This window comes from Massilia eurypsychrophila, from assembly GCF_002760655.1.
Classification (GTDB): Bacteria; Pseudomonadota; Gammaproteobacteria; order Burkholderiales; family Burkholderiaceae_D; genus JAFCUW01.
The window spans coordinates 219,871-238,281 of record NZ_PDOC01000001.1 but is presented as its reverse complement, the minus strand read 5'-3'; the positions used below and the strand labels follow the sequence as shown (position 1 = coordinate 238,281).

The following is an 18,411-nucleotide window of genomic DNA, read 5'->3' as shown; positions in this document are numbered from 1 at the left end:
GCTAACCGGCGGCCAGCGCCTTTTGCAGCAGCGCGTGAAGCTCGCCGAATTCGGGCTCGCCGACGTAGCGTTTGAGGATCTTGCCGTCCTTGCCGATGACGAAAGTGGTCGGTGTCAAGGTGACGTCGCCGAACGCCTTGGCAATATCGCCGCCCGAGTCGAGCGCCACGGTGAACGGCAGCTTGCGCGTCTCGGTGAAGTTGACGACGTAGTTGGGCGGATCGTACGCCATCGCGACGGCGATAAATTCCATGCCCTGCCCCTTGAACTTGTTGTACGTCTCGACCATCTGCGGCATTTCCTTGACGCAGGTGGTGCACGACGTCGCCCAGAAGTTGACCATCACCACCTTGCCGCGCATGTTCTGCGTGCTGACCTTGTCGCCGGCCAGGCTGATGAAGGTGACGTCGGGCGCCGCCACGCTGGTGCCGAGTGTCGCGTAGCCGATGCCGGCGAGCGCAAGCACCAGCGCGCCGATGGCGGCCGGCTTGATCCAGGAACGGGGAGCGGCAGGGGAAGTCATGATGTCTTGAAGAGAATGGCAACCGAATCATTATAGACCCGTCGTGCCGGTCGTGCCCGAGGCCTTTACACCGTGGGGTCAGGTCTGACATTCGGACATTCACGCGTGAATGTCCGAATGTCAGACCTGACCCCAGCTTTTTTACAGAGGTACGCGCGACGAGGTCGGCTGCATGGCGCGCAGTTCGTCTTCGGTGATGTATTCGAAGATCTTGACCACTTTGTCGACGCCGGAGATGCCGCGCGCGATGTCGGAGGCGATCTGGCCTTCGCGCTGCGTCACGCGGCCCATCAGGTAGACCGTGCCGCGCTCGGTGACGACCTTGAACGAGGTGGCCGAGATGGTCTTCATGTCGACCAGGCTGGCCTTGATCTTGGTGGTGATCAGCGCATCCGACGAGCGCGACGTGTAGCTGGCCGGGGCGGCCACCACCAGTTCGTTGGCGATCGACTGCACACCGTCGATAGCCTGCACTTCGGCTTCGACCTTTGACTTGAGGGCCGCGTCGGCCACTTCGCCGGTCAGCAGCACCTTGCGGTTGAAGCTGGCGATGTTGACGTGCGACTCGGGGCCGGCGATCTTCGGCACCCGCAGTTCGGCCTTGACCGTGATGGTCTTGTCCTCGGTCTGCGCGCCGAGGGTGCGGCGGTCGGCGGTGGCGACGGCACCCATCACGGCGGTGCCGACCATCATCTCGACGCAACCGGTCAGGCTGGTCAGCAGGGCTGCGCACAGGATCGCTTTCGCGAGCGGGCGCTGAAGTGGCTGGCCAAATTTACTCATTCTCATCTCCTCCAAACAGGGCGACATCGATGCCGTCGCAAATACAGTGGATCGTCACCAGGTGAACTTCCTGGATACGGGCGGTACGGGTATGCGGTACGCAGATGTGGACGTCGGCGTCGGTGAGCATCTTGCCGAGCTCGCCGCCGTCCTTGCCGGTCAGCGCGACGACGCGCATCTCGCGCTCGAGCGCCGCTTCGACGGCGGCCAGCACGTTGGCCGAATTGCCCGACGTCGACAGCGCCAGCAGCACGTCGCCGGCCTGGCCGAACGCCTGCACCTGCTTCGAGAAGATCTCGCGGTAGCTGTAATCGTTGCCGATAGCGGTCATGATGGAGGTGTCGGTCGTCAAGGCCAGCGCCGGCAGCGGAAAGCGCTCGCGCTCGAAGCGGCCGACCAGCTCGGCGGCGAAGTGCTGGCAGTCGGCGGCGGAACCGCCGTTGCCGCAGGCCAGAATCTTGTTGCCATTGGACAAAGCGGCGAACATCAGGTCGATCGCTTCGGAGATGGGCTGGGCGAGAACGGGGGCCGCCTTGAGCTTCAGGTCGGCACTTTCCTGGAAATGGGCGAGGATGCGTTGAGTATTCATAGTGTGGCGATTATAGTGCAGTGGCCAGCTGAGGCGGGCAAGCGCGGTAAAAATTGCTTACACCTCACTCACGCTTCGATGGCGTTGCGCAGCCAGGTCAGCTCGCCCGCGTCGATCGCCACCACGTCGAAGCGGCACGGCGGCGTTTTCGGCAATCGCATCAGGTAGAACTGGGCGGCGTGCACCAGGCGCCGGATCTTGGCCGGCGTGATGCTGGCGGCCGCCCCGCCGGCGCTGCCGTCGGCGCGCTGGCGCACCTCGACGAACACCAGCGTGTCGGCCTCGCGCATGACCAGGTCGATCTCGCCGCCCTTGCACTGGAAATTCGCTTCCACCAGCACCAGGCCGTGGCGCTGCAGGTGCGCCAGCGCCACCTGCTCCCAGTGCCGGCCTTTTTCCTGCTTGGGACTGAGGCGGCTGCCCCACATGGTCAGCGCCCGTCAGGCACCAGGGTATAGCCGCCGCCCTGGTACACTGCGGCCGGCTGCACCCGCTCGAAGCGCGGCGCGCCCCGACCGAAGCTGACCGACAGGCGGCCGGTGACGCCATCGAGCGCGAAGTCGGCGCCCGGACGCAGCGCGATTTCGCGCGCCACGCGGAAGGCGTCGATGCCGAGCGCGTACAGGCGGTCCATGTCGAGCGTGCGGGTGGTGCCGAGCCAGCGCGGATAGACCATCACCGCCTGGTGCGACGGCTGCACCTGCCACGGCATGTCGAGCAATCGCATGCCATCGAGTTCGGCGATCGACGCTTCCGGTCCCGGATTGACCGACGAGGTGCCGTAGGCCGGCAGGTCGGCGCCGACCGCGCCGCGCACCTGGCCGGCCTGGCTCGGGTCGAGCGCGGTGAACACGAAGGTCGGCAAGGCGGTCGCCACCTGGCTGCTCAGCTGCCCCAGCGCCGCTTCGCTCAGGTAGCCGTTCGAGTCGGCCAGCACGATGGTCTGCGACTTGTAGCCCAGCTGCTTCCATTGCGCCGCGAAACTGCTGGCGATGCGGCGCTGCCAGGCCGACGCGCCGGACACGATCAGCGCCGCGCCGCCGGGATGCTCGGACGCGGCCCATTTGGCCACCTGGCGCGCCTCGTCTTCGATCGACAGGCCGATCACCAGCATCTGCGGCGGCAAGGTCACCGCGCGGGCAGCCGCTTCCGGGTGGTTCAGGGCGATGGTCGGCTTGGTCACCAGTGCGCTGGAGGCCAGCGCGGTGACGGCCGAACGGGCCAGCGGGCCGACCACGATGTCGTTCTGGCGCAGCGCGCCGGCGTAGGCGTCGAGCGTTTCTTGCGGGCTGTCGCCGGTTTCGATCAGGTTGACGGTGAAGCCGGCGCGGTCGCGCTCCCAGGCAGCCATGAAGCCGGCGCGCAGCGCGTCGGCCGGCGCGCCGAGCGCCTCCGAGCGCAGCGGCAGCATCAGGCCGATGCGCACGGGACCCTTGGCCGCCGGCGCCGCGTCGGGCGCCTCGACCGGCATGGTCTGCATCGGCGCGGCCGGTTGGGGCAGCGCGACCGGCGGCGGCGGCACGGCGTCTGCCCGCGGCCTTTCGACTGCGCGCACCGGCGGCGGCACCGCACTGTATGATTCGACAGGCGCGCACGATCGGCCCGGCAACTCGCATGGCGTGCTGCAGCCACCCAGCGACAGTATCGTTATTCCTGCAAGCGCGGCGAACAGGCCCTTGAGACATTTAATCGGCATCACAATCCTTATGACAGAAATCCAGTCCAGTCCGATCGCGCAGCTTCCCGTCATCGGCGAAGCTGCCAATCAATCCTATCCTACCGCAACACTGTACATTGTCGCCACTCCGATCGGCAACGTGACCGACATCAGCCTGCGCGCGCTGCAAGTGCTGGCGCTGGTCGACGCGGTCGCCTGCGAGGACACGCGCAACACCGGCAATTTGCTGACGCGCTTCGGCCTGTCCAAGCCGATGATTGCGGCGCACCAGCACAACGAGCGCGAAGTGGCCGACAAGCTGATTGCGCGCCTGCTGGCCGGCGAGCGCATCGCGCTGGTGTCCGACGCCGGCACGCCGGGCGTGTCCGACCCTGGCGCGCGCATCGTCGACGCCGTGCGCGCGGCTGGGCTGCGGGTGCTGCCGCTGCCGGGCGCCTCGGCGGCCATCACGGCGCTGTCGGCCAGCGGCCTGGTCAACGACCGTTTCTACTTCGTCGGCTTCCTGCCGGCCAAGGCGAAGCAGCGCGAAACGGCCCTGCAGGAACTGGTGGCGGTGCAGGCGACGCTGGTGTTGTACGAGGCGCCGCACCGCATCCTCGATTGCGTCGAGGCGCTGGCCGGCGTGTTCGAGCCGGCGCGCCAGGTCGTGTTCGCGCGCGAACTGACCAAGCTGTTCGAGGAGATTCACCGCTGTCCGCTTGGCGAGGCGCTGGCCTGGGTGAAGGCCGATGCGCACCGCGAAAAGGGCGAGTACGTGGTGCTGGTCGAAGGCGCGCTGGCCGGCAGCGACGCCGAGGAGATCGAGGCCGAGCGCATCCTCAACATCCTGCTGGCCGAATGCTCGGTCAAGCAGGCTGCCAGCCTGGCCGCGCAGATCACCGGCCGCAAGAAAAACGCGCTGTACGACCGCGCCCTCGCCATCAAGGGCCACCAGGCCTGACGAACCCCCGGGGTCAGTGCCGGCAATCGTACACGGGCTCTTCGATACGTCGGGGTTTCTGCCGGGATGCTTTGGTCACCACTTGCAGCCGCTGTCTTTCTTGTCGAGCAGCAGGATGAACGGCGCAAGCAGGCCGCCCGGGATGCCATCCTTGCAGTCGCGCCGCTTCGCCTTCGAGATCGCGCGCGCAGCCCTGGTTTCGGTCTCGAGTTCCTTTTTCGGCAGCTGGGCCACGGCCATGCCTTCGCGCGCGGGATCGGGCGCGTTCGCCAGCTGGCGCGCCATCTGGCGCGCCGCTTCGGGATCGAACCTGGGGGCGGACGGCGCCGGCGGCTCCACCGTGAAGGCGTCCGGCGCCGGCGCCGCATCCGGCTGCTGCGGCAGCGCAATGACGTCGGGCGCCGCGCGCCGCTTCGGCTGGGCGGCCTGTGCGCGCGGCGCCCTGGCGGCCGATGGCGCTGAAGGCGCCGGCTCGGCCTTGGGGGGCTCCGGTTCCGGCGGCGGTGGTGGGCGCAGCCGCAGCACCAGCGGCGCCCGCGCTGGCTCGGCCTGCTGGCGCGGCGCCGGCTCCTGGCGCCAGGCGAACAGCCACGCGGCGTGCAGCAGGAACGACAGCGCCAGCCCCACCAGCAGGGGGGAAACACGCAGGCCGCTAGTTTCGCTTTGGAATGTCAGGGTTTGGTTCACGCTGCTCGACAAATTTTTGGTGGCATATGGTCGCATAACTTGCACAGATGGCAACCGGTATGCCGGAAATCTGATAAAAAAGTCGGCCAGCCCTTGACCGGGCCGGGTCGAGCCGTTATGATTCGGGTCCTCGGAGTGTGGCGCAGTCCGGTAGCGCACCTGGTTTGGGACCAGGGGGTCCAAGGTTCGAATCCTTGTACTCCGACCAGTATTTAGCATCAACGACAAAGCCGACGATTTTTCGTCGGCTTTGTCGTTTCTGCCTGTTCTTCTTCCTGACCTTCATTGATTGCCAAAGTTCTGCGCTAGTGCAAAGACATAATTTCCGTACGGAAATAATATGACTTCGTCGCACGGTTAATCCCTTCCGTTCACCACCGAGGTCATCATGAAGAAGGCAAGCTGTTTTTCCATCGCCGCACTGTGCCTTTGCGCACTCGCCGCCAACGCCGGCACCATCACGCAACGTGCATCACTCGGCGAGCCGGCCGAAGCGGGCCTGCAGATGCTGGCCTTGTCGGCCGCCGATCAACTCGACATGGACGTGTGGAACCGCAGCGTCGCGGCGGCGCGCCAGCTGCCCGACCTGGTCGAGCGCACCGTGTTCACAGGTCCCGTCGCCAGCGTCAGCTACGCGCCGCTCGGCACGCCGGCGGTCGAACTGGCCGGCGGCCAGCCCGGCATGCAGGCGCTGTTCGCGCCGGGCCCGTCGCCGTTCTCCTTCATGCTGCTGGCGGCCGGGCTGGCGCTGGGCAGCTACACGCTGCGGCGCACCCGCATCTCAAGCGAGGCGGCGTGCGGCTAAAGCATTGCCGGCGCGGCTGGCGCCCTTGCGGCCCAGGTGCTGCGAGATGAACTGACCGGCGTCCACCACCAACTCGAGATTGATCCCGGTCTCGATTCCCAACCCCTGCATCAGGTACAGCACGTCCTCGGTGGCGACGTTGCCGGTCGCCCCCTTGGCGTACGGGCAGCCGCCCAGCCCCGACACCGACGAGTGGAAAATCGACACGCCCACTTCCAGGCTGGCGTAGATGTTCGCCAGCGCCTGGCCGTAGGTATCGTGGAAGTGGCCGGAGATGCCGTCGATGCGGAACGCGCCGGCCGCGCGCAGCATCACCGACTGCGTCTTGCGCGCCGTCGCCACGCCGATCGTGTCGGCGATGTCGATCTCGTCGCAGCCCAAATCGCGCATGCTCGCCACCACGTCGGCCACCGCATCCTCCGGCACCGCGCCCTGGTACGGGCAGCCGAACGCGCAGCTGACCGACGCGCGCAGGCGCAGTCCGTTCGCCTTGGCCGCCTTTGCCACCGGCTCGAAACGGGCGATCGATTCGGCGATCGAACAGTTGATGTTCTTTTGCGAGAAGGCCTCCGAGGCCGAACCGAAGATCACCACCTCGCCGGCGCCGGCGGCCAGCGCCGCCTCGAATCCCTGCATGTTGGGCGTCAGCGCGGAATAGATGGTGCCGGGCCGGCGCGTGATCTGCGCCATCACCTCGGTACTGGTGGCCATCTGCGGCACCCACTTCGGCGACACGAACGACGCCGCCTCGATGTTGAGGAAGCCGGCGCGCGACAGGCGGTCGACCAGCTCGACCTTGACCGCCGCCGACACCGACTCCTTCTCGTTTTGCAGACCGTCGCGCGGGCCGACTTCGACGATCTTGACCTTGGCCGGCAAATTAGCTTGTGTGTTCATGTCAGTATCCTTTGCTGCGGTCGACGACGTCCGCCACCGGCTCGCCGTCTTCCAGTGCGTTGATCTTGCCGGCGATCTGCAGCACGCTGTCGTGCAGCACCGTGAGCGCCGAAATATGCGGGGTCATGCTGATGCGCGGCTCGTCCCAGAACGGATGCGGCGCCGGCAGCGGCTCGTTGCGGAACACGTCGAGCGTGGCGCCGGCCAGGTGGCCCGAGCGGATCAGGGTCAGCAGGTCCGGTTCGGCCACCAGAGCGCCGCGGGCGACGTTGATCAGGTAAGCGCCCTGCGGCAGCTGCGCCATCCGCGCTCGGTCGAGCAAATTGGTGGTGTCGGGCGTCAGCGGCAGCATGCACACCAGCACGCGCGTACCGGCCAAAAACGCGTCGAGACTGTCCATGCCGGCAAAGCAGGCAACGCCGTCGACCTGCTTTGGCGTGCGGCTCCAGCCGCGCAGCGGAAAGCCGAAGTGGCCCATCGCCTCGAGCACGCGGCTGCCGAGCTTGCCCATGCCCAGCACGCCGATGCTGAAGTCCTGCTTCTCGAACGGCGGCAGCGGCGCCCAGATGCCGCGGCGCGCCTGCTTTTCGTAGTCGTCGAACCGGCGGAAGTAGCGCAGCACCGCGTGCGCGACGTATTCGGCCATCTGCACCGCCATGCCGGCGTCGCCCAGGCGGATGATCGGCGCGGCCGGCAGCGCGTCGCCGAACTTGAGCAGCGCGTCGACGCCGGCGCCGGCCAAAAAGATCGCCTTCACATGCGTCAGCTGAGCCAGCAACGCCGCCGGCGGCGCCCACAACACGGCATAGTCGCACACCGCTTCGCGCATCTCCTCCCGCCACACCACGACGTCGACGCCCGGCATCACCTCGGCAAAGTCGCGCACCCAGGGCTCGAGCTGGCCGTCGGGTCGGTAGAGAAGAATTCGCATGCTGGTTTCCACGATTGAGTGATTACTCGACTGCGAAAGCGAGCAGCGGCGCGCCATCGGCCACCTGGTCGCCCACCTGGTACAGGATTTCCTCGACCAGGCCGTCGGCCGGCGCGGCGATGGTGTGCTCCATCTTCATCGCTTCCATGATCACCAGCGGATCGCCCTTCTTGACCTGCTGGCCTTTCGACGCCAGCACCGCCACTACCTTGCCCGGCATCGGCGCGGTCAGGCGACCGCCGGCCGTCTCAAGCTCGCCGGCATGCGCCATCGGGTCATTGTAGGCCAGGACGAAATGGCGCCCGCCGGTGAACACGTGGAAGTTCTCGCCGTCGCGGCGTACCGCGCCGTGCATCGACGCCGCGCCCAGCTTGATCGACAGCTCGGCGCCATCACGCGCCAGCAGTTCCATGTCGGCTTCGACGCCATCGAGGTCGAGATGCCAGCCGCCCGTGTGGTACGTCACGCCCAGCTTGTAATCCTTCTGCTCGGTGCCGGCGGTGTAGTCGTCGGCGAACGAGAGCTGGCGCCGGTAGTTGCCGTTCAGGCGCCAGCCGAGCGCATTGCCGAACGGGTCGTCGCGGTTGGCCGAAACGGCGACCGCGGCCTGCTTCTCGGCTGCGATCAGGGCCACCGCCCCAAACGCCAGCGCGCCAAGGGGCGCCGCTGCCGGCGCCGGGAACAGGGTGTCGCCATTGCGCTCGATCAGGCCCGTGTCGAGGTCGGCCTGCGCAAACGCGCTGCCTTCGACCAGGCGCTTGAGGAAGGCGATGTTGGTGGCCAGGCCGACGATGCGGAATTCGGCCAGCGCGGTCGACATGCGCGCCAGCGCCTGGGTGCGGTCGGCGCCCCACACGATCAGCTTGGCGATCATCGGGTCGTAGAACGGCGAAATGGCGTCGCCTTCGCGCACGCCCGAATCGATGCGCACCGGCGCCGGGTCGCCGTTGGCGCCGGCGCCCAGCTCGAAGCTGACCGCGTCAGGCGTATCCATGTGGCGCAAGGTGCCGATCGACGGCAGGAAGCCCTTCTCCGGATTTTCGGCGTAGATGCGCGCCTCGATCGAGTGGCCGTGGATTGCCATATCATGCTGCGCCATCGGCAGCGGTTCGCCAAAGGCGACGCGCAGCTGCCACTCCACCAGGTCGGTCCCGGTGATCATCTCGGTGACCGGATGCTCGACCTGCAGGCGCGTGTTCATCTCCATGAAGTAGAACGAGCCGTCCTGGTTGGCGATGAATTCGACCGTGCCGGCGCCGACGTAGCCGACCGCCTTGGCCGCAGCCACCGCGGCCTGGCCCATGGCGGCGCGCCGCTCCGGCGGCATGTTCGGCGCCGGCGCCTCTTCCAGCACCTTCTGGTGGCGCCGCTGCACCGAGCAGTCGCGCTCGTGCAGGTAGACGCAGTTGCCTTGGCTGTCGGCGAACACCTGGATCTCGATGTGGCGCGGGCGCGTCAGGTATTTTTCGGCCAGCACCTTGTCGTCGCCAAAGGAGCTGATCGCCTCGCGCTTGCACGAGGCCAGCGCCGCCTTGAAGTCTTCCGATTTCTCGATCACGCGCATGCCCTTGCCGCCGCCGCCGGCCGAGGCTTTGAGCAGCACCGGGTAGCCGATGCGGTCGCCCTGCGCCTGCAAAAATTCCGGATCCTGCTCGTCGCCGTGGTAGCCCGGCACCAGCGGCACGTCGGCGTGCTCCATCAGCGACTTGGCGGCCGACTTCGAGCCCATCGCGCGCATTGACGACGCCGGCGGCCCGATGAAGACCAGGCCAGCCGCTTTGCAGGCGTCGGCGAAGTCGGCGTTCTCGGAGAGGAAGCCATAGCCGGGATGGATCGCTTCGGCGCCGGTGGCCAGCGCGACGGCGATGATCTTGTCGCCGCACAGGTAGCTTTCCTTGGCCGCGGCCGGACCGATCAGCACCGCCTCGTCGCACACCGCCACGTGCTTCGCGCCGGCGTCGGCTTCGGAATACACCGCCACGGTCTTGATGCCCAGGCGGCGCGCAGTGGCGGCTACCCGGCAGGCGATTTCGCCGCGGTTGGCGATGAGGATTTTATTGAACATGCGTTGATTCCCGAAGCTTGGTTGATCAGTGAATGAATGAGCTTAGCCGCCGCAGGCCGCTTTTGGCGCCGAGTCGAGCGTGGAGGCGCGCGTGACGAGGCCGAGCTTTTCGAGCAGCGCGCGGTCGTCCGACGCTTCCGGGTTGTCGGTCGTGAGCAGCTTGTCGCCGTAAAAAATCGAATTGGCGCCGGCCAGGAAGCACATCGCCTGCACCGCTTCGCCCATCTGGCGCCGCCCCGCCGACAGGCGCACGCGCGCTTTCGGCATGGTGATGCGCGCCACCGCGATGGTACGGACGAATTCGAACGGATCGAGCGGATCGAGGCCGTGCAGCGGCGTGCCTTCGACCTGCACCAGGTGATTGACCGGCACCGATTCCGGGTAAGGATTCAGGTTCGCCAGCTGGGCGATCAGGCCGGCGCGCTGGGCACGCGTCTCGCCCATGCCGACGATGCCGCCGCAGCACACCTTCAGGCCGGCGTTGCGCACCTTGCCGAGCGTGTCGAGACGGTCCTGGTATTCGCGCGTCGAGATGACGTTGTTGTAGAACTCGGGCGCGGTATCGAGATTGTGGTTGTAGTAATCGAGGCCGGCGTTCTTCAGGCGGTCGGCCTGGCCTTCTTCGAGCATGCCGAGCGTGGCGCAGGTCTCGAGGCCGAGTGCTTTTACTTCGCGCACCATCTCTTCGACCTTGTCCATGTCGCGGTCCTTCGGGCCGCGCCAGGCGGCGCCCATGCAAAAGCGCGTGGCGCCGTTGGCCTTGGCCTGGCGCGCGGCGTCGAGCACGGTGTCGATGCCGAGCAGCTTCTTGGCCTCGACGCCGGTGTCGTAGCGCGCGGCCTGCGGGCAGTAGCCGCAATCTTCCTCGCAGCCGCCGGTCTTGATCGACAGCAGGGTCGCCAGTTCGACGTCGCCATCAGGGAAGTTGGCGCGGTGCGCCGTCTGCGCCTGGAACATCAGGTCGTTGAATGGCAGTTCGAACAGCGCCAGCACGTCGGCCAGCGGCCAGGTGGCCGCTTCCGGCAAGGTGATGGGCGCGCCCGGACGGACAAACGACAGTGATTGGGACATGGTAGATCCTTTGCGTTGATGCTGTTTAGTCTTGCACGGGCGGCCAGCCAGGCAGCCCCGCGAGTTCGATGTATTCGGCCGCGCGGGCGGCCGTCGGATTGTCAAGGTAGGGAATGCGGCCGAGCAGCGGCGCCGGAATGCGCTGCTGCAGGGCGGCGACGTTTTCGTCGGCGAATTCCATGTCGGGGTCGATCTCGTTGACGACCCAGCCGGCCACCACCAGGTTGCGCGCGACGATCGCCTCGATCGTCAGCAGGCTGTGGCTGATGCAGCCGAGGCGCAGGCCGACCACCAGCACCATCGGCAGGTTCAGTTGGGCGGCCAGGTCGGCGCTGTCGAAGTCGTCGGCCAGCGGCACCCGGAAGCCGCCCACGCCTTCGACCACCACGGCGTCGGAGGCGGCGGCGATTTCGGCGTAGGCGGCGATGATCGGCACCGGCTCGATCGTCACGCCGTCGAGCGCGGCGGCGATGTGCGGCGCCGCCGCCGCGCGCAGCATGTATGGCGTGGTCAGGTTGGCCGGCATGTGCACATTTGACGACGCGATCAGCATGTCGGCGTCCTCGTTATGCAGTTCGCCGTCGACCATCACGGCGCCAGCGGCGACCGGCTTCATGCCGCAGGCGCGTACACCGCCCGACACCAGCTTGTGCAGGATCGCGGACGACACCAGCGTCTTGCCGATCTCGGTATCGGTGCCGGTGACGAAACAGGAAAAGCGCGACGGCAGGCCGCCCGCCGCCTGCGCCTTCGGTTCGGTTTCAAGCACCGGGGCGCCGGCGGTGACGGTGGCGACCGCGGGGTCGACGGGATCGTTGAGGCTCATCTCAAGTCCTTTCCAGCTGGTTGAGCGCCGCGGCAAGCTGCGCGACGTCTTCGTGAGTGTGGGCGGCCGACAGCGTCACGCGCAGGCGCGCGGTGTCGGCAGGGACGGTCGGCGGGCGGATCGCCGGCACCCACAGGCCCTGGCCGTACAGGCCGGCGCCGGCGCGCAGCGCTTCGTCGTTGGCGCCGATGATGATCGGCTGGATCGCCGTACTTGAGGGCGGGTGCTGCCAGCGCTCCAGCCGCAGGCCGGCGCGGAAACGCCCGACCAGCGACGCCAGGTGCGCGCGGCGGGCCGCGCCCTCGGCGCCGCTGATGATATCGAGGCTGGTCAAGAGGGCATGCGCCAGCGCCGGCGGCGCCGCCGTGGTGTAGATGTAGGGACGGGCGCGCTGGATCATCAGTTCGATCACGCTGGCATGCGCGGCGACAAAGGCGCCGGCGACGCCGGCCGCTTTGCCGAGGGTGCCCATGTAGACCAGGTTGGGCGAGCGCAGGTCGAAGTGCTCGAGCGCGCCGCGGCCGTTGGCGCCTAGCGTGCCGAAGCCGTGTGCGTCGTCCACCACCAGCCAGGCATTGTGGCGTTCGCACAGCGCCAGCAGGGCCGGCAGCGGCGCCAGGTCGCCGTCCATGCTGAAGACGCTGTCGGTGACGACGATCTTGGTCGGCGCCGTGCTGGCTGCCAGCAGCGCCGCCAGTTCGGCGACGCCGGCGTGCGGATACACTTTCACCTGCGCGCGCGCCAGGCGGGCGCCATCGATCAGCGAGGCGTGATTGAGCTGCTCGGAAAAGATCTCGGCGCCGGCGTCGGCGCCAAGCGCGGTCAGGATCGCCAGGTTGGCCATGTAGCCGGTCGAGAAGGTGATGGCGCGGGCGTTGTCGAGGTGGGGACTTTCGAATTCGGCCAGGCGGTCTTCGAGCTGCGTGTGGGCGCGGCCATGGCCACTGATCAGGTGCGAGGCGCCGCTGCCGGCGCCGTACAACGCGGCGCCTTCGCGCAGCGCGGCCACCACCGCGGGATGGGATGCCAGGCCAAGGTAGTCGTTGCTGCAGAACGCCAGCAGCGGCCTGCCCTCCACTTCGAGGCGCGGCGCGCACGGCGTGTCGACCGCGCGGCGACGGCGCGTCAGGCTGCGCTCGTCGAGCTCGAGCAGCAGGCGGTCGATGTTGGCGATCATGTCCATCAGGCTTGCATCACCTGGTCGAATACCTTGCGGGTGCGCTCGGCCAGCAGCGCGCTCTCGTCGTCGCCCAGCACGTACGGCGGCATCAGGTAGACGGTGGTGCCGATCGGGCGCAGCAGCAGTTCGTTCTCGAGCGCGGCGGCAAAGAAGCGGCGCGAGAAAGTGGCGGCGCGCGCCGGATCCGGTTCGATCGCGTCGAACGCCCAGATCATGCCGCGCTGGCGGAAGTGGCGCACGCGCGGATCGTCGGCCAGCGGCGCCAGCGCCGCGGTCAGGTTTGCCGCGCGCAGCTTGTTGCGGTTCAAGACATCGTCGTCGCGGAAGATCGCCAGCGTCGCCAGCGCCGCGCGGCAGGCCAGCGGATTGCCGGTGTACGAGTGCGAATGCAGGAAGCCGCGCGTGACGTCGGTGCTGTAGAAGGCCTGGTAGATTTCGTCGCGCGTCAGTACCAGCGACAGCGGCAGGTAGCCGCCGCTGATGCCTTTCGACAGGCACAGGAAGTCGGGCCAGATGGCGGCCTGCTCGCAGGCGAAGAAGGTGCCGGTGCGCCCGCAGCCGACGGCGATCTCGTCGACGATCATGTGCACCTGGTAGCGGTCGCACAGCGCGCGCACCAGCTGCAGGTACAGCGGGTCGTGCATCGCCATGCCGGTGGCGCACTGCACCAGCGGCTCGATGATGATGGCGGCAATGTGGTCGGCGCGCTCGGCGAACAGCGCTTCAACATCGTTCGCGGCGCGGCGGGCGACGTCCTGCGCCGATTCGCCTTCCAGCGCGCCGCGCGCGTCGGGCGAGGCCACCACGCGGGCGGCGCGCAGCAGCGGCCCGTAGGCGTCCTTGAACAGCGCGACGTCGGTGACGGCCAGAGCGCCGATGGTCTCGCCGTGATAGCTGCCCTTCAGGCAGACGAATTCCTGCTTGGTGGCGCGGCCGGCGTTACGCCACGCGTGGAAGCTCATCTTCAGCGCGATTTCCACCGCCGAGGCGCCGTCGGACGCGTAGAACGCATGGCCCAGGACATTGCCGGTCATGCTTGATAACTGCTCCGACAGGCGCACCACCGGCTCGTGCGTGAAGCCGGCCAGCATGGCGTGTTCGAGGCGGTCGAGCTGGTCCTTCAGTTCGGCGTTGATGCGCGCGTTGGCGTGGCCGAACAGGTTGACCCACCAGGAGCTGATGGCGTCCAGATAGCGCTTGCCGTCATGGTCGTACAGCCAGGCGCCGCGGCCATGGCTGACCGCGACCAGCGGCACCGTTTCGTGATGCTGCATCTGCGTGCAGGGATGCCAGACGCTTTTCAGGCTGCGGGCGACCCAGTCGGTGGCGGAGTTATCGGCTTCCACGGGACTCAGTCCAGCCACGATGGCTTGCGTTTTTCGAGGAAGGAAGCGACGCCTTCGCGCCCTTCGCTGGACGCGCGGATGGCGGCGATGCGCTCGGCGCTGTCGGCCAGCAGCGCATGATCGACCGGGCGGCCGACCATGTCGCGCACCAGCACCTTGGCTTCCTTCACCGCGTTGGGGCTGTTGCCAACGAGCGCCTTGATGATGGCGGCGACGGTGGCGTCGAGGTCGGCCGCGGGCACCACTTCGTGCACGAAGCCGATGCGGTGCGCTTCACGCGCGGAAAAGCGTTCGGCAGTAAGGAAGTAGCGGCGTGCGGCGTTCTCGCCCATCGCCTTGATGACGTATGGCGAAATGGTTGCCGGGATCAGCCCGAGCTTGACTTCGCTGAGGCAGAAGTTCGCTTCGTCGACCGCCACGGCGATGTCGCAGGCGGCGACCAGGCCCATGCCGCCCGCGTAGCAGTCGCCCTGGATACGGGCGACGACCGGTTTCGGGCACAGGTAGATCGTGCGCAGCATGTCGGCCAGCTTGGCGGCGTCGGCGCGGTTTTCGGCGTCCGAATAACCCGCCATCTGCTTCATCCAGTTCAAGTCGCCGCCGGCGCAGAAGGCGCTGCCGTTCGCGGCCAGCACGATGGCGCGCACGTCCTCGTCGCGGCCCAGTTCATCGAAGGCGAGCGCCAGTTCGGCGATGGTCGCTTCGTTGAAGGCGTTGCGCACGTCGGGGCGGTCGAGCGTGACGGTGGCGACGCGCTCGTGCATCGTGATGTCGATAGCCTGCCAGTTCATCTGTGTTCCCCTTACATCCGGAAGACGCCGAACTTCGTGTCGCCGATTTCGGCGTTGAGCGCGGCCGATAAGCCAAGGCCGAGCACCATGCGGGTGTCGGCCGGATCGATCACGCCGTCGTCCCACAGTCGCGCGGTGGCGTAGTACGGGTGGCCCTGGTGCTCGTACTGTTCCTTGATCGGCTGCTTGAACGCCGCTTCCTCCTCAGGCGTCCAGGCGCCGCCCTTGCCTTCGATGCCGTCGCGCTTGACGGTGGCGAGCACGCTCGCTGCCTGGTCGCCGCCCATCACCGAGATGCGCGCGTTAGGCCACATCCACAAAAAGCGCGGCGAGAAGGCACGGCCGCACATGCCGTAGTTGCCGGCGCCGAAGCTGCCGCCGATGATGACCGTGAACTTCGGCACCGACGCGGTGGCCACCGCGGTGACCATCTTGGCGCCGTTACGGGCGATGCCTTCGTTTTCGTATTTGCGCCCGACCATGAAGCCGGTGATGTTCTGTAAAAAGACCAGCGGGATCTTGCGCTGGCAGCACAGTTCGATGAAGTGGGTGGCCTTGAGCGCCGACTCCGAAAACAGGATGCCGTTGTTGGCGATGATGCCGACCTTGACGCCGTAGATATGGGCGAAGCCGCAGATCAGCGTGGTGCCGTAGCGCGCCTTGAATTCGTCGAACTCGCTGCCGTCGACGATGCGGGCGATGACTTCGCGCACGTCGAACGGCTTGCGGGTGTCGACCGGGATCACGCCATACAGCTCCTTGGCCGGATACTTCGGCTCGACCGACTCTTTCAGCGCCATCTGCTGCGGCTTGGTGCGGTTCAGGTTCGACACGATCGTGCGCGCCAGCGACAGCGCGTGCAGGTCGCTTTGCGCCAGGTGGTCGACGACGCCGGACAGGCGGGTGTGGACGTCGCCGCCGCCGAGGTCCTCGGCGCTGACGACTTCACCGGTGGCCGCTTTTACCAGCGGCGGGCCGCCGAGGAAAATGGTGCCCTGCTCCTTGACGATGATCGACTCGTCGCTCATGGCCGGCACGTAGGCGCCGCCGGCGGTGCAGGAGCCCATGACGACGGCGATCTGCGGGATGCCCTTGGCCGACAGGTTGGCCTGGTTGAAGAAGATGCGGCCGAAGTGGTCGCGGTCGGGGAACACGTCGTCCTGGTTGGGCAGGTTGGCGCCGCCCGAGTCGACCAGGTAGATGCACGGCAGGTTGTTCTGGTCGGCGATCTCCTGCGCGCGCAGGTGCTTCTTGACGGTGATCGGGTAGTAGGTGCCGCCCTTGACGGTGGCGTCGTTACAGACGATGACGCATTCCTGGCTTGAAACGCGGCCGATACCGGTGATGATGCCGGCGCTCGGCGCCGAGTCGGCGCCCTTGGCGTCCTGGTACATGCCGTAGGCGGCCAGCTGGGAGAATTCGAGGAAGGGCGTGCCCGGATCGAGCAGCATCTGCACGCGGTCGCGCGGCAGCAGCTTGCCGCGCGCGACATGCTTGGCGCTGGCGGCAGCGCCGCCGCCGGCCGCTACGGCGGTGACCTTTGCGTGCAGGTCGTCGACGATGATTTGCATGGCGGCCGCGTTGGCCTTGAAATCATCGCTGCGTGGATTGAGCTTGCTGTCGATATGAGGCATTCCTATCCTTCTTCTATGCGCTACTTGTTCGGGAAGCTGCCGTCGAGGTAAAACCAGCGTGCCGCGCCGGGGCCGTGCTCGCGCACGAAACGGCTTACTTCGTGCAGGCGATGCGCGCGTCCGCCGATCTTGTATCGGGCGACGAATTCTACGGTATCGCGGTCTGGCGAATCAGGCAAGTTTGCTTTACGTTGACGTAAACGTAAAGCAGATTCTACCTCAAGTCCGAGCCACTGTAACCTCTCATCGGGGTCGACGATGGGGCCGGCCGGCAGCGTGCTCGGATGCCAGGTCGCGCGCAGGTAGGCTTCGTCGCGCAGGGTGTAGGCCGAGTAGCGCGAGCGCATCAGCTTTTCCGCGGTCGGGGCGATGGCGTCGCCGGCCAGGTACGGGCCGCAGCAGGCGGCAAAGGCGCCGCCGCCGCAGGGACAGGCAGCTGGCTTGGAGGGTGTCGGCATGGTCGAAGCGCGGCGTGGGGAAGCTGTCATTATCCGCCATTTCGCCAGCAGGCGGCGTGGTCTTGGCGCTGCCGTTCCTGGGCAAAATCGTCGGCCAACTGCTTCCAGAAGTTTGCGGCCAATCCCCGAAAAAATGTCTCAGTAAGAGATTGATGTTTCGCAAGGTCGCTGGTGTTTCTGAAACGCACCGATCTGTCATCCGATAATATTATTGGTCATTGCCTTTACGGGGAAAGAGAAATGGGCCACATTGTCGAACGCCTGCGCGACTTTATCAGGGCCCGCCAGAATAATCGAATTCTTCGCCTATCTTTTCCGCATGGTGACGGGCCGCAATGCGAGTTTGTCGTCGAGGCGCTTGAGGCCTCCGAAGGTTTGTCGCGTGATTTCGAATTCCCTGTCGAGATCTTGTCGAGTAACCCCAACATCCAACTCAAGGATATTCAGGGAAAATTGCTCAGCATTGAACTAGTTCAGCAGGGCGGGACGCTGCGATATTTTTCCGGCTATTGCTTCAGCTTTCGATTGAAGAAGGCTGAGAATATCGCGTTTTACGAAGCGAAGCTCGGGCCCTGGCTTAAGTTCCTGTCGTTGCGAAAGGATTGCTACCTTTTTCATAACACGAACTTGCGCCGGCAGACCGAAAGCATCTTCGGCGATTATGGCGTCTACCCCGTGTGGGACTGCAAAATCTACGGTGATGATAAGGAGATGACCGAAGCATGCCAGTTTAATGAAACTGATGGCAATTATCTTCACCGTCGCTGGGAATCTGCAGGGATCTACTACCATTACGAACACGACGACAAAGGTCATAAACTCGTTCTCGCGGATGATTCGACACGCGCACCTGCGATCGAGGGCGATCCTGAAGTTCGATTTCATGCGCATGTCGGGGGAGCACAAGAGGAAGATGCAATAAGCGAGTGGTCGGCGGTACGCTTCGTGCAATTGCAGCCTGCAAGCGCAGCGGGCGATGAAACGGTGCCGTCAGGTCGCTCTGCGAAGCACATCAAAGGCACGCTTTTTACACACGGGCAACAGGGCGTTGGCTATGAACATCAGAATAGCTACGCCGAGCCAGAGGTGCTAGCGTCTATGTTGTACTCAATTGTGCAGATCGCAAAATTGGCACGGTGGTCTTGAATTATGAATACCACAATTGCAAACAGGACAGCACATTGCATCGGCGCCTTGGGTATGACGT

Annotated in this window: 19 protein-coding genes and 1 tRNA gene; 4 read left to right on the top strand and 16 right to left on the bottom strand. The window is 66.3% G+C overall.

Going from position 1 to position 18,411, the window contains the following annotated elements; translation table 11 throughout:
- Position 1 precedes the first annotated feature (1 nt).
- From CR105_RS01115 to CR105_RS01095, 5 genes are all read right to left on the bottom strand, one after another.
- Positions 2 to 523: a peroxiredoxin family protein gene (locus CR105_RS01115; protein WP_099786585.1), complete on the bottom strand. Its 522-nt coding sequence runs from the start codon at positions 521 to 523 to the stop codon at positions 2 to 4.
- Between the two features lie 141 nt (positions 524 to 664).
- The gene (locus CR105_RS01110; protein WP_099786584.1) at positions 665 to 1,306 is read right to left on the bottom strand and encodes a BON domain-containing protein; all 642 of its coding nucleotides are present in this window, start codon (positions 1,304 to 1,306) and stop codon (positions 665 to 667) included.
- Complete coding sequence (locus CR105_RS01105) at positions 1,299 to 1,895, bottom strand: phosphoheptose isomerase (protein ID WP_099786583.1); 597 nt, start codon at positions 1,893 to 1,895, stop codon at positions 1,299 to 1,301. Before CR105_RS01105 ends, CR105_RS01110 begins: the two co-directional genes overlap by 8 nt.
- A 68-nt stretch (positions 1,896 to 1,963) precedes the next feature.
- Positions 1,964 to 2,323, bottom strand: coding sequence for a YraN family protein (locus tag CR105_RS01100; protein ID WP_099786582.1), 360 nt, complete (start codon positions 2,321 to 2,323; stop codon positions 1,964 to 1,966).
- Between the two features lie 2 nt (positions 2,324 to 2,325).
- Positions 2,326 to 3,591, bottom strand: coding sequence for a penicillin-binding protein activator (locus CR105_RS01095; RefSeq protein ID WP_099786581.1), 1,266 nt, complete (start codon positions 3,589 to 3,591; stop codon positions 2,326 to 2,328).
- A gap of 10 nt (positions 3,592 to 3,601) precedes the next feature.
- Here CR105_RS01095 and rsmI point away from each other — a divergent pair, with 10 nt between their 5' ends.
- Positions 3,602 to 4,513 (top strand): 16S rRNA (cytidine(1402)-2'-O)-methyltransferase, encoded by a 912-nt coding sequence (gene rsmI / locus CR105_RS01090; protein WP_099786580.1) that lies wholly within the window; start codon positions 3,602 to 3,604, stop codon positions 4,511 to 4,513.
- A gap of 75 nt (positions 4,514 to 4,588) precedes the next feature.
- On the opposite strand, the gene CR105_RS28160 is transcribed toward rsmI, so the two are convergent.
- Positions 4,589 to 5,200: a hypothetical protein gene (locus CR105_RS28160; RefSeq protein ID WP_180288051.1), complete on the bottom strand. Its 612-nt coding sequence runs from the start codon at positions 5,198 to 5,200 to the stop codon at positions 4,589 to 4,591.
- A 131-nt stretch (positions 5,201 to 5,331) separates the two neighbouring features.
- Between CR105_RS28160 and CR105_RS01075 the strand changes: the two genes are divergently transcribed.
- A tRNA-Pro gene (locus tag CR105_RS01075) sits at positions 5,332 to 5,408 on the top strand.
- Between the two features lie 180 nt (positions 5,409 to 5,588).
- On the top strand, positions 5,589 to 6,005 hold the full coding sequence (locus tag CR105_RS01070) for a hypothetical protein (RefSeq protein WP_099786578.1): 417 nt from the start codon (positions 5,589 to 5,591) through the stop codon (positions 6,003 to 6,005).
- On the opposite strand, the gene CR105_RS01065 is transcribed toward CR105_RS01070, so the two are convergent.
- From CR105_RS01065 to CR105_RS01020, 10 genes are read right to left on the bottom strand one after another with little or no spacing between them, the layout of a single operon-like run.
- Complete coding sequence (locus tag CR105_RS01065; RefSeq protein ID WP_099786577.1) at positions 5,982 to 6,902, bottom strand: hydroxymethylglutaryl-CoA lyase; 921 nt, start codon at positions 6,900 to 6,902, stop codon at positions 5,982 to 5,984. The two genes, CR105_RS01070 and CR105_RS01065, sit on opposite strands and share 24 nt — an antisense overlap.
- A 1-nt stretch (position 6,903) precedes the next feature.
- Positions 6,904 to 7,833 carry a 2-hydroxyacid dehydrogenase gene (locus CR105_RS01060; protein WP_099786896.1) on the bottom strand — a complete coding sequence of 310 codons (930 nt, stop codon included), beginning with the start codon at positions 7,831 to 7,833 and terminating at the stop codon, positions 6,904 to 6,906.
- Between the two features lie 22 nt (positions 7,834 to 7,855).
- On the bottom strand, positions 7,856 to 9,898 hold the full coding sequence (locus CR105_RS01055; protein WP_099786576.1) for an acetyl/propionyl/methylcrotonyl-CoA carboxylase subunit alpha: 2,043 nt from the start codon (positions 9,896 to 9,898) through the stop codon (positions 7,856 to 7,858).
- Between the two features lie 42 nt (positions 9,899 to 9,940).
- Positions 9,941 to 10,969 carry a biotin synthase BioB gene (gene bioB / locus CR105_RS01050; protein WP_099786575.1) on the bottom strand — a complete coding sequence of 343 codons (1,029 nt, stop codon included), beginning with the start codon at positions 10,967 to 10,969 and terminating at the stop codon, positions 9,941 to 9,943.
- Between the two features lie 25 nt (positions 10,970 to 10,994).
- A complete protein-coding gene (gene bioD, locus CR105_RS01045) occupies positions 10,995 to 11,795 on the bottom strand; it encodes a dethiobiotin synthase (protein WP_099786574.1) in 801 nt (266 codons plus the stop codon).
- A 1-nt stretch (position 11,796) separates the two neighbouring features.
- Positions 11,797 to 12,978 (bottom strand): 8-amino-7-oxononanoate synthase, encoded by a 1,182-nt coding sequence (gene bioF, locus CR105_RS01040; RefSeq protein WP_099786573.1) that lies wholly within the window; start codon positions 12,976 to 12,978, stop codon positions 11,797 to 11,799.
- A complete protein-coding gene (gene bioA, locus CR105_RS01035; RefSeq protein WP_099786572.1) occupies positions 12,978 to 14,321 on the bottom strand; it encodes an adenosylmethionine--8-amino-7-oxononanoate transaminase in 1,344 nt (447 codons plus the stop codon). Before bioA ends, bioF begins: the two co-directional genes overlap by 1 nt.
- Before the next feature lie 5 nt (positions 14,322 to 14,326).
- A complete protein-coding gene (locus CR105_RS01030) occupies positions 14,327 to 15,112 on the bottom strand; it encodes an enoyl-CoA hydratase/isomerase family protein (protein ID WP_099786571.1) in 786 nt (261 codons plus the stop codon).
- Positions 15,113 to 15,123: 11 nt separating this feature from the next.
- The gene (locus CR105_RS01025; protein WP_099786570.1) at positions 15,124 to 16,746 is read right to left on the bottom strand and encodes a carboxyl transferase domain-containing protein; all 1,623 of its coding nucleotides are present in this window, start codon (positions 16,744 to 16,746) and stop codon (positions 15,124 to 15,126) included.
- A gap of 20 nt (positions 16,747 to 16,766) precedes the next feature.
- On the bottom strand, positions 16,767 to 17,204 hold the full coding sequence (locus CR105_RS01020) for a YchJ family protein (protein ID WP_099786569.1): 438 nt from the start codon (positions 17,202 to 17,204) through the stop codon (positions 16,767 to 16,769).
- 240 nt (positions 17,205 to 17,444) lie between these two features.
- Between CR105_RS01020 and CR105_RS01015 the strand changes: the two genes are divergently transcribed.
- Positions 17,445 to 18,350, top strand: a complete 906-nt coding sequence (locus CR105_RS01015) for a type VI secretion system Vgr family protein (protein WP_099786568.1) — start codon at positions 17,445 to 17,447, stop codon at positions 18,348 to 18,350.
- Positions 18,351 to 18,411 lie beyond the last annotated feature (61 nt).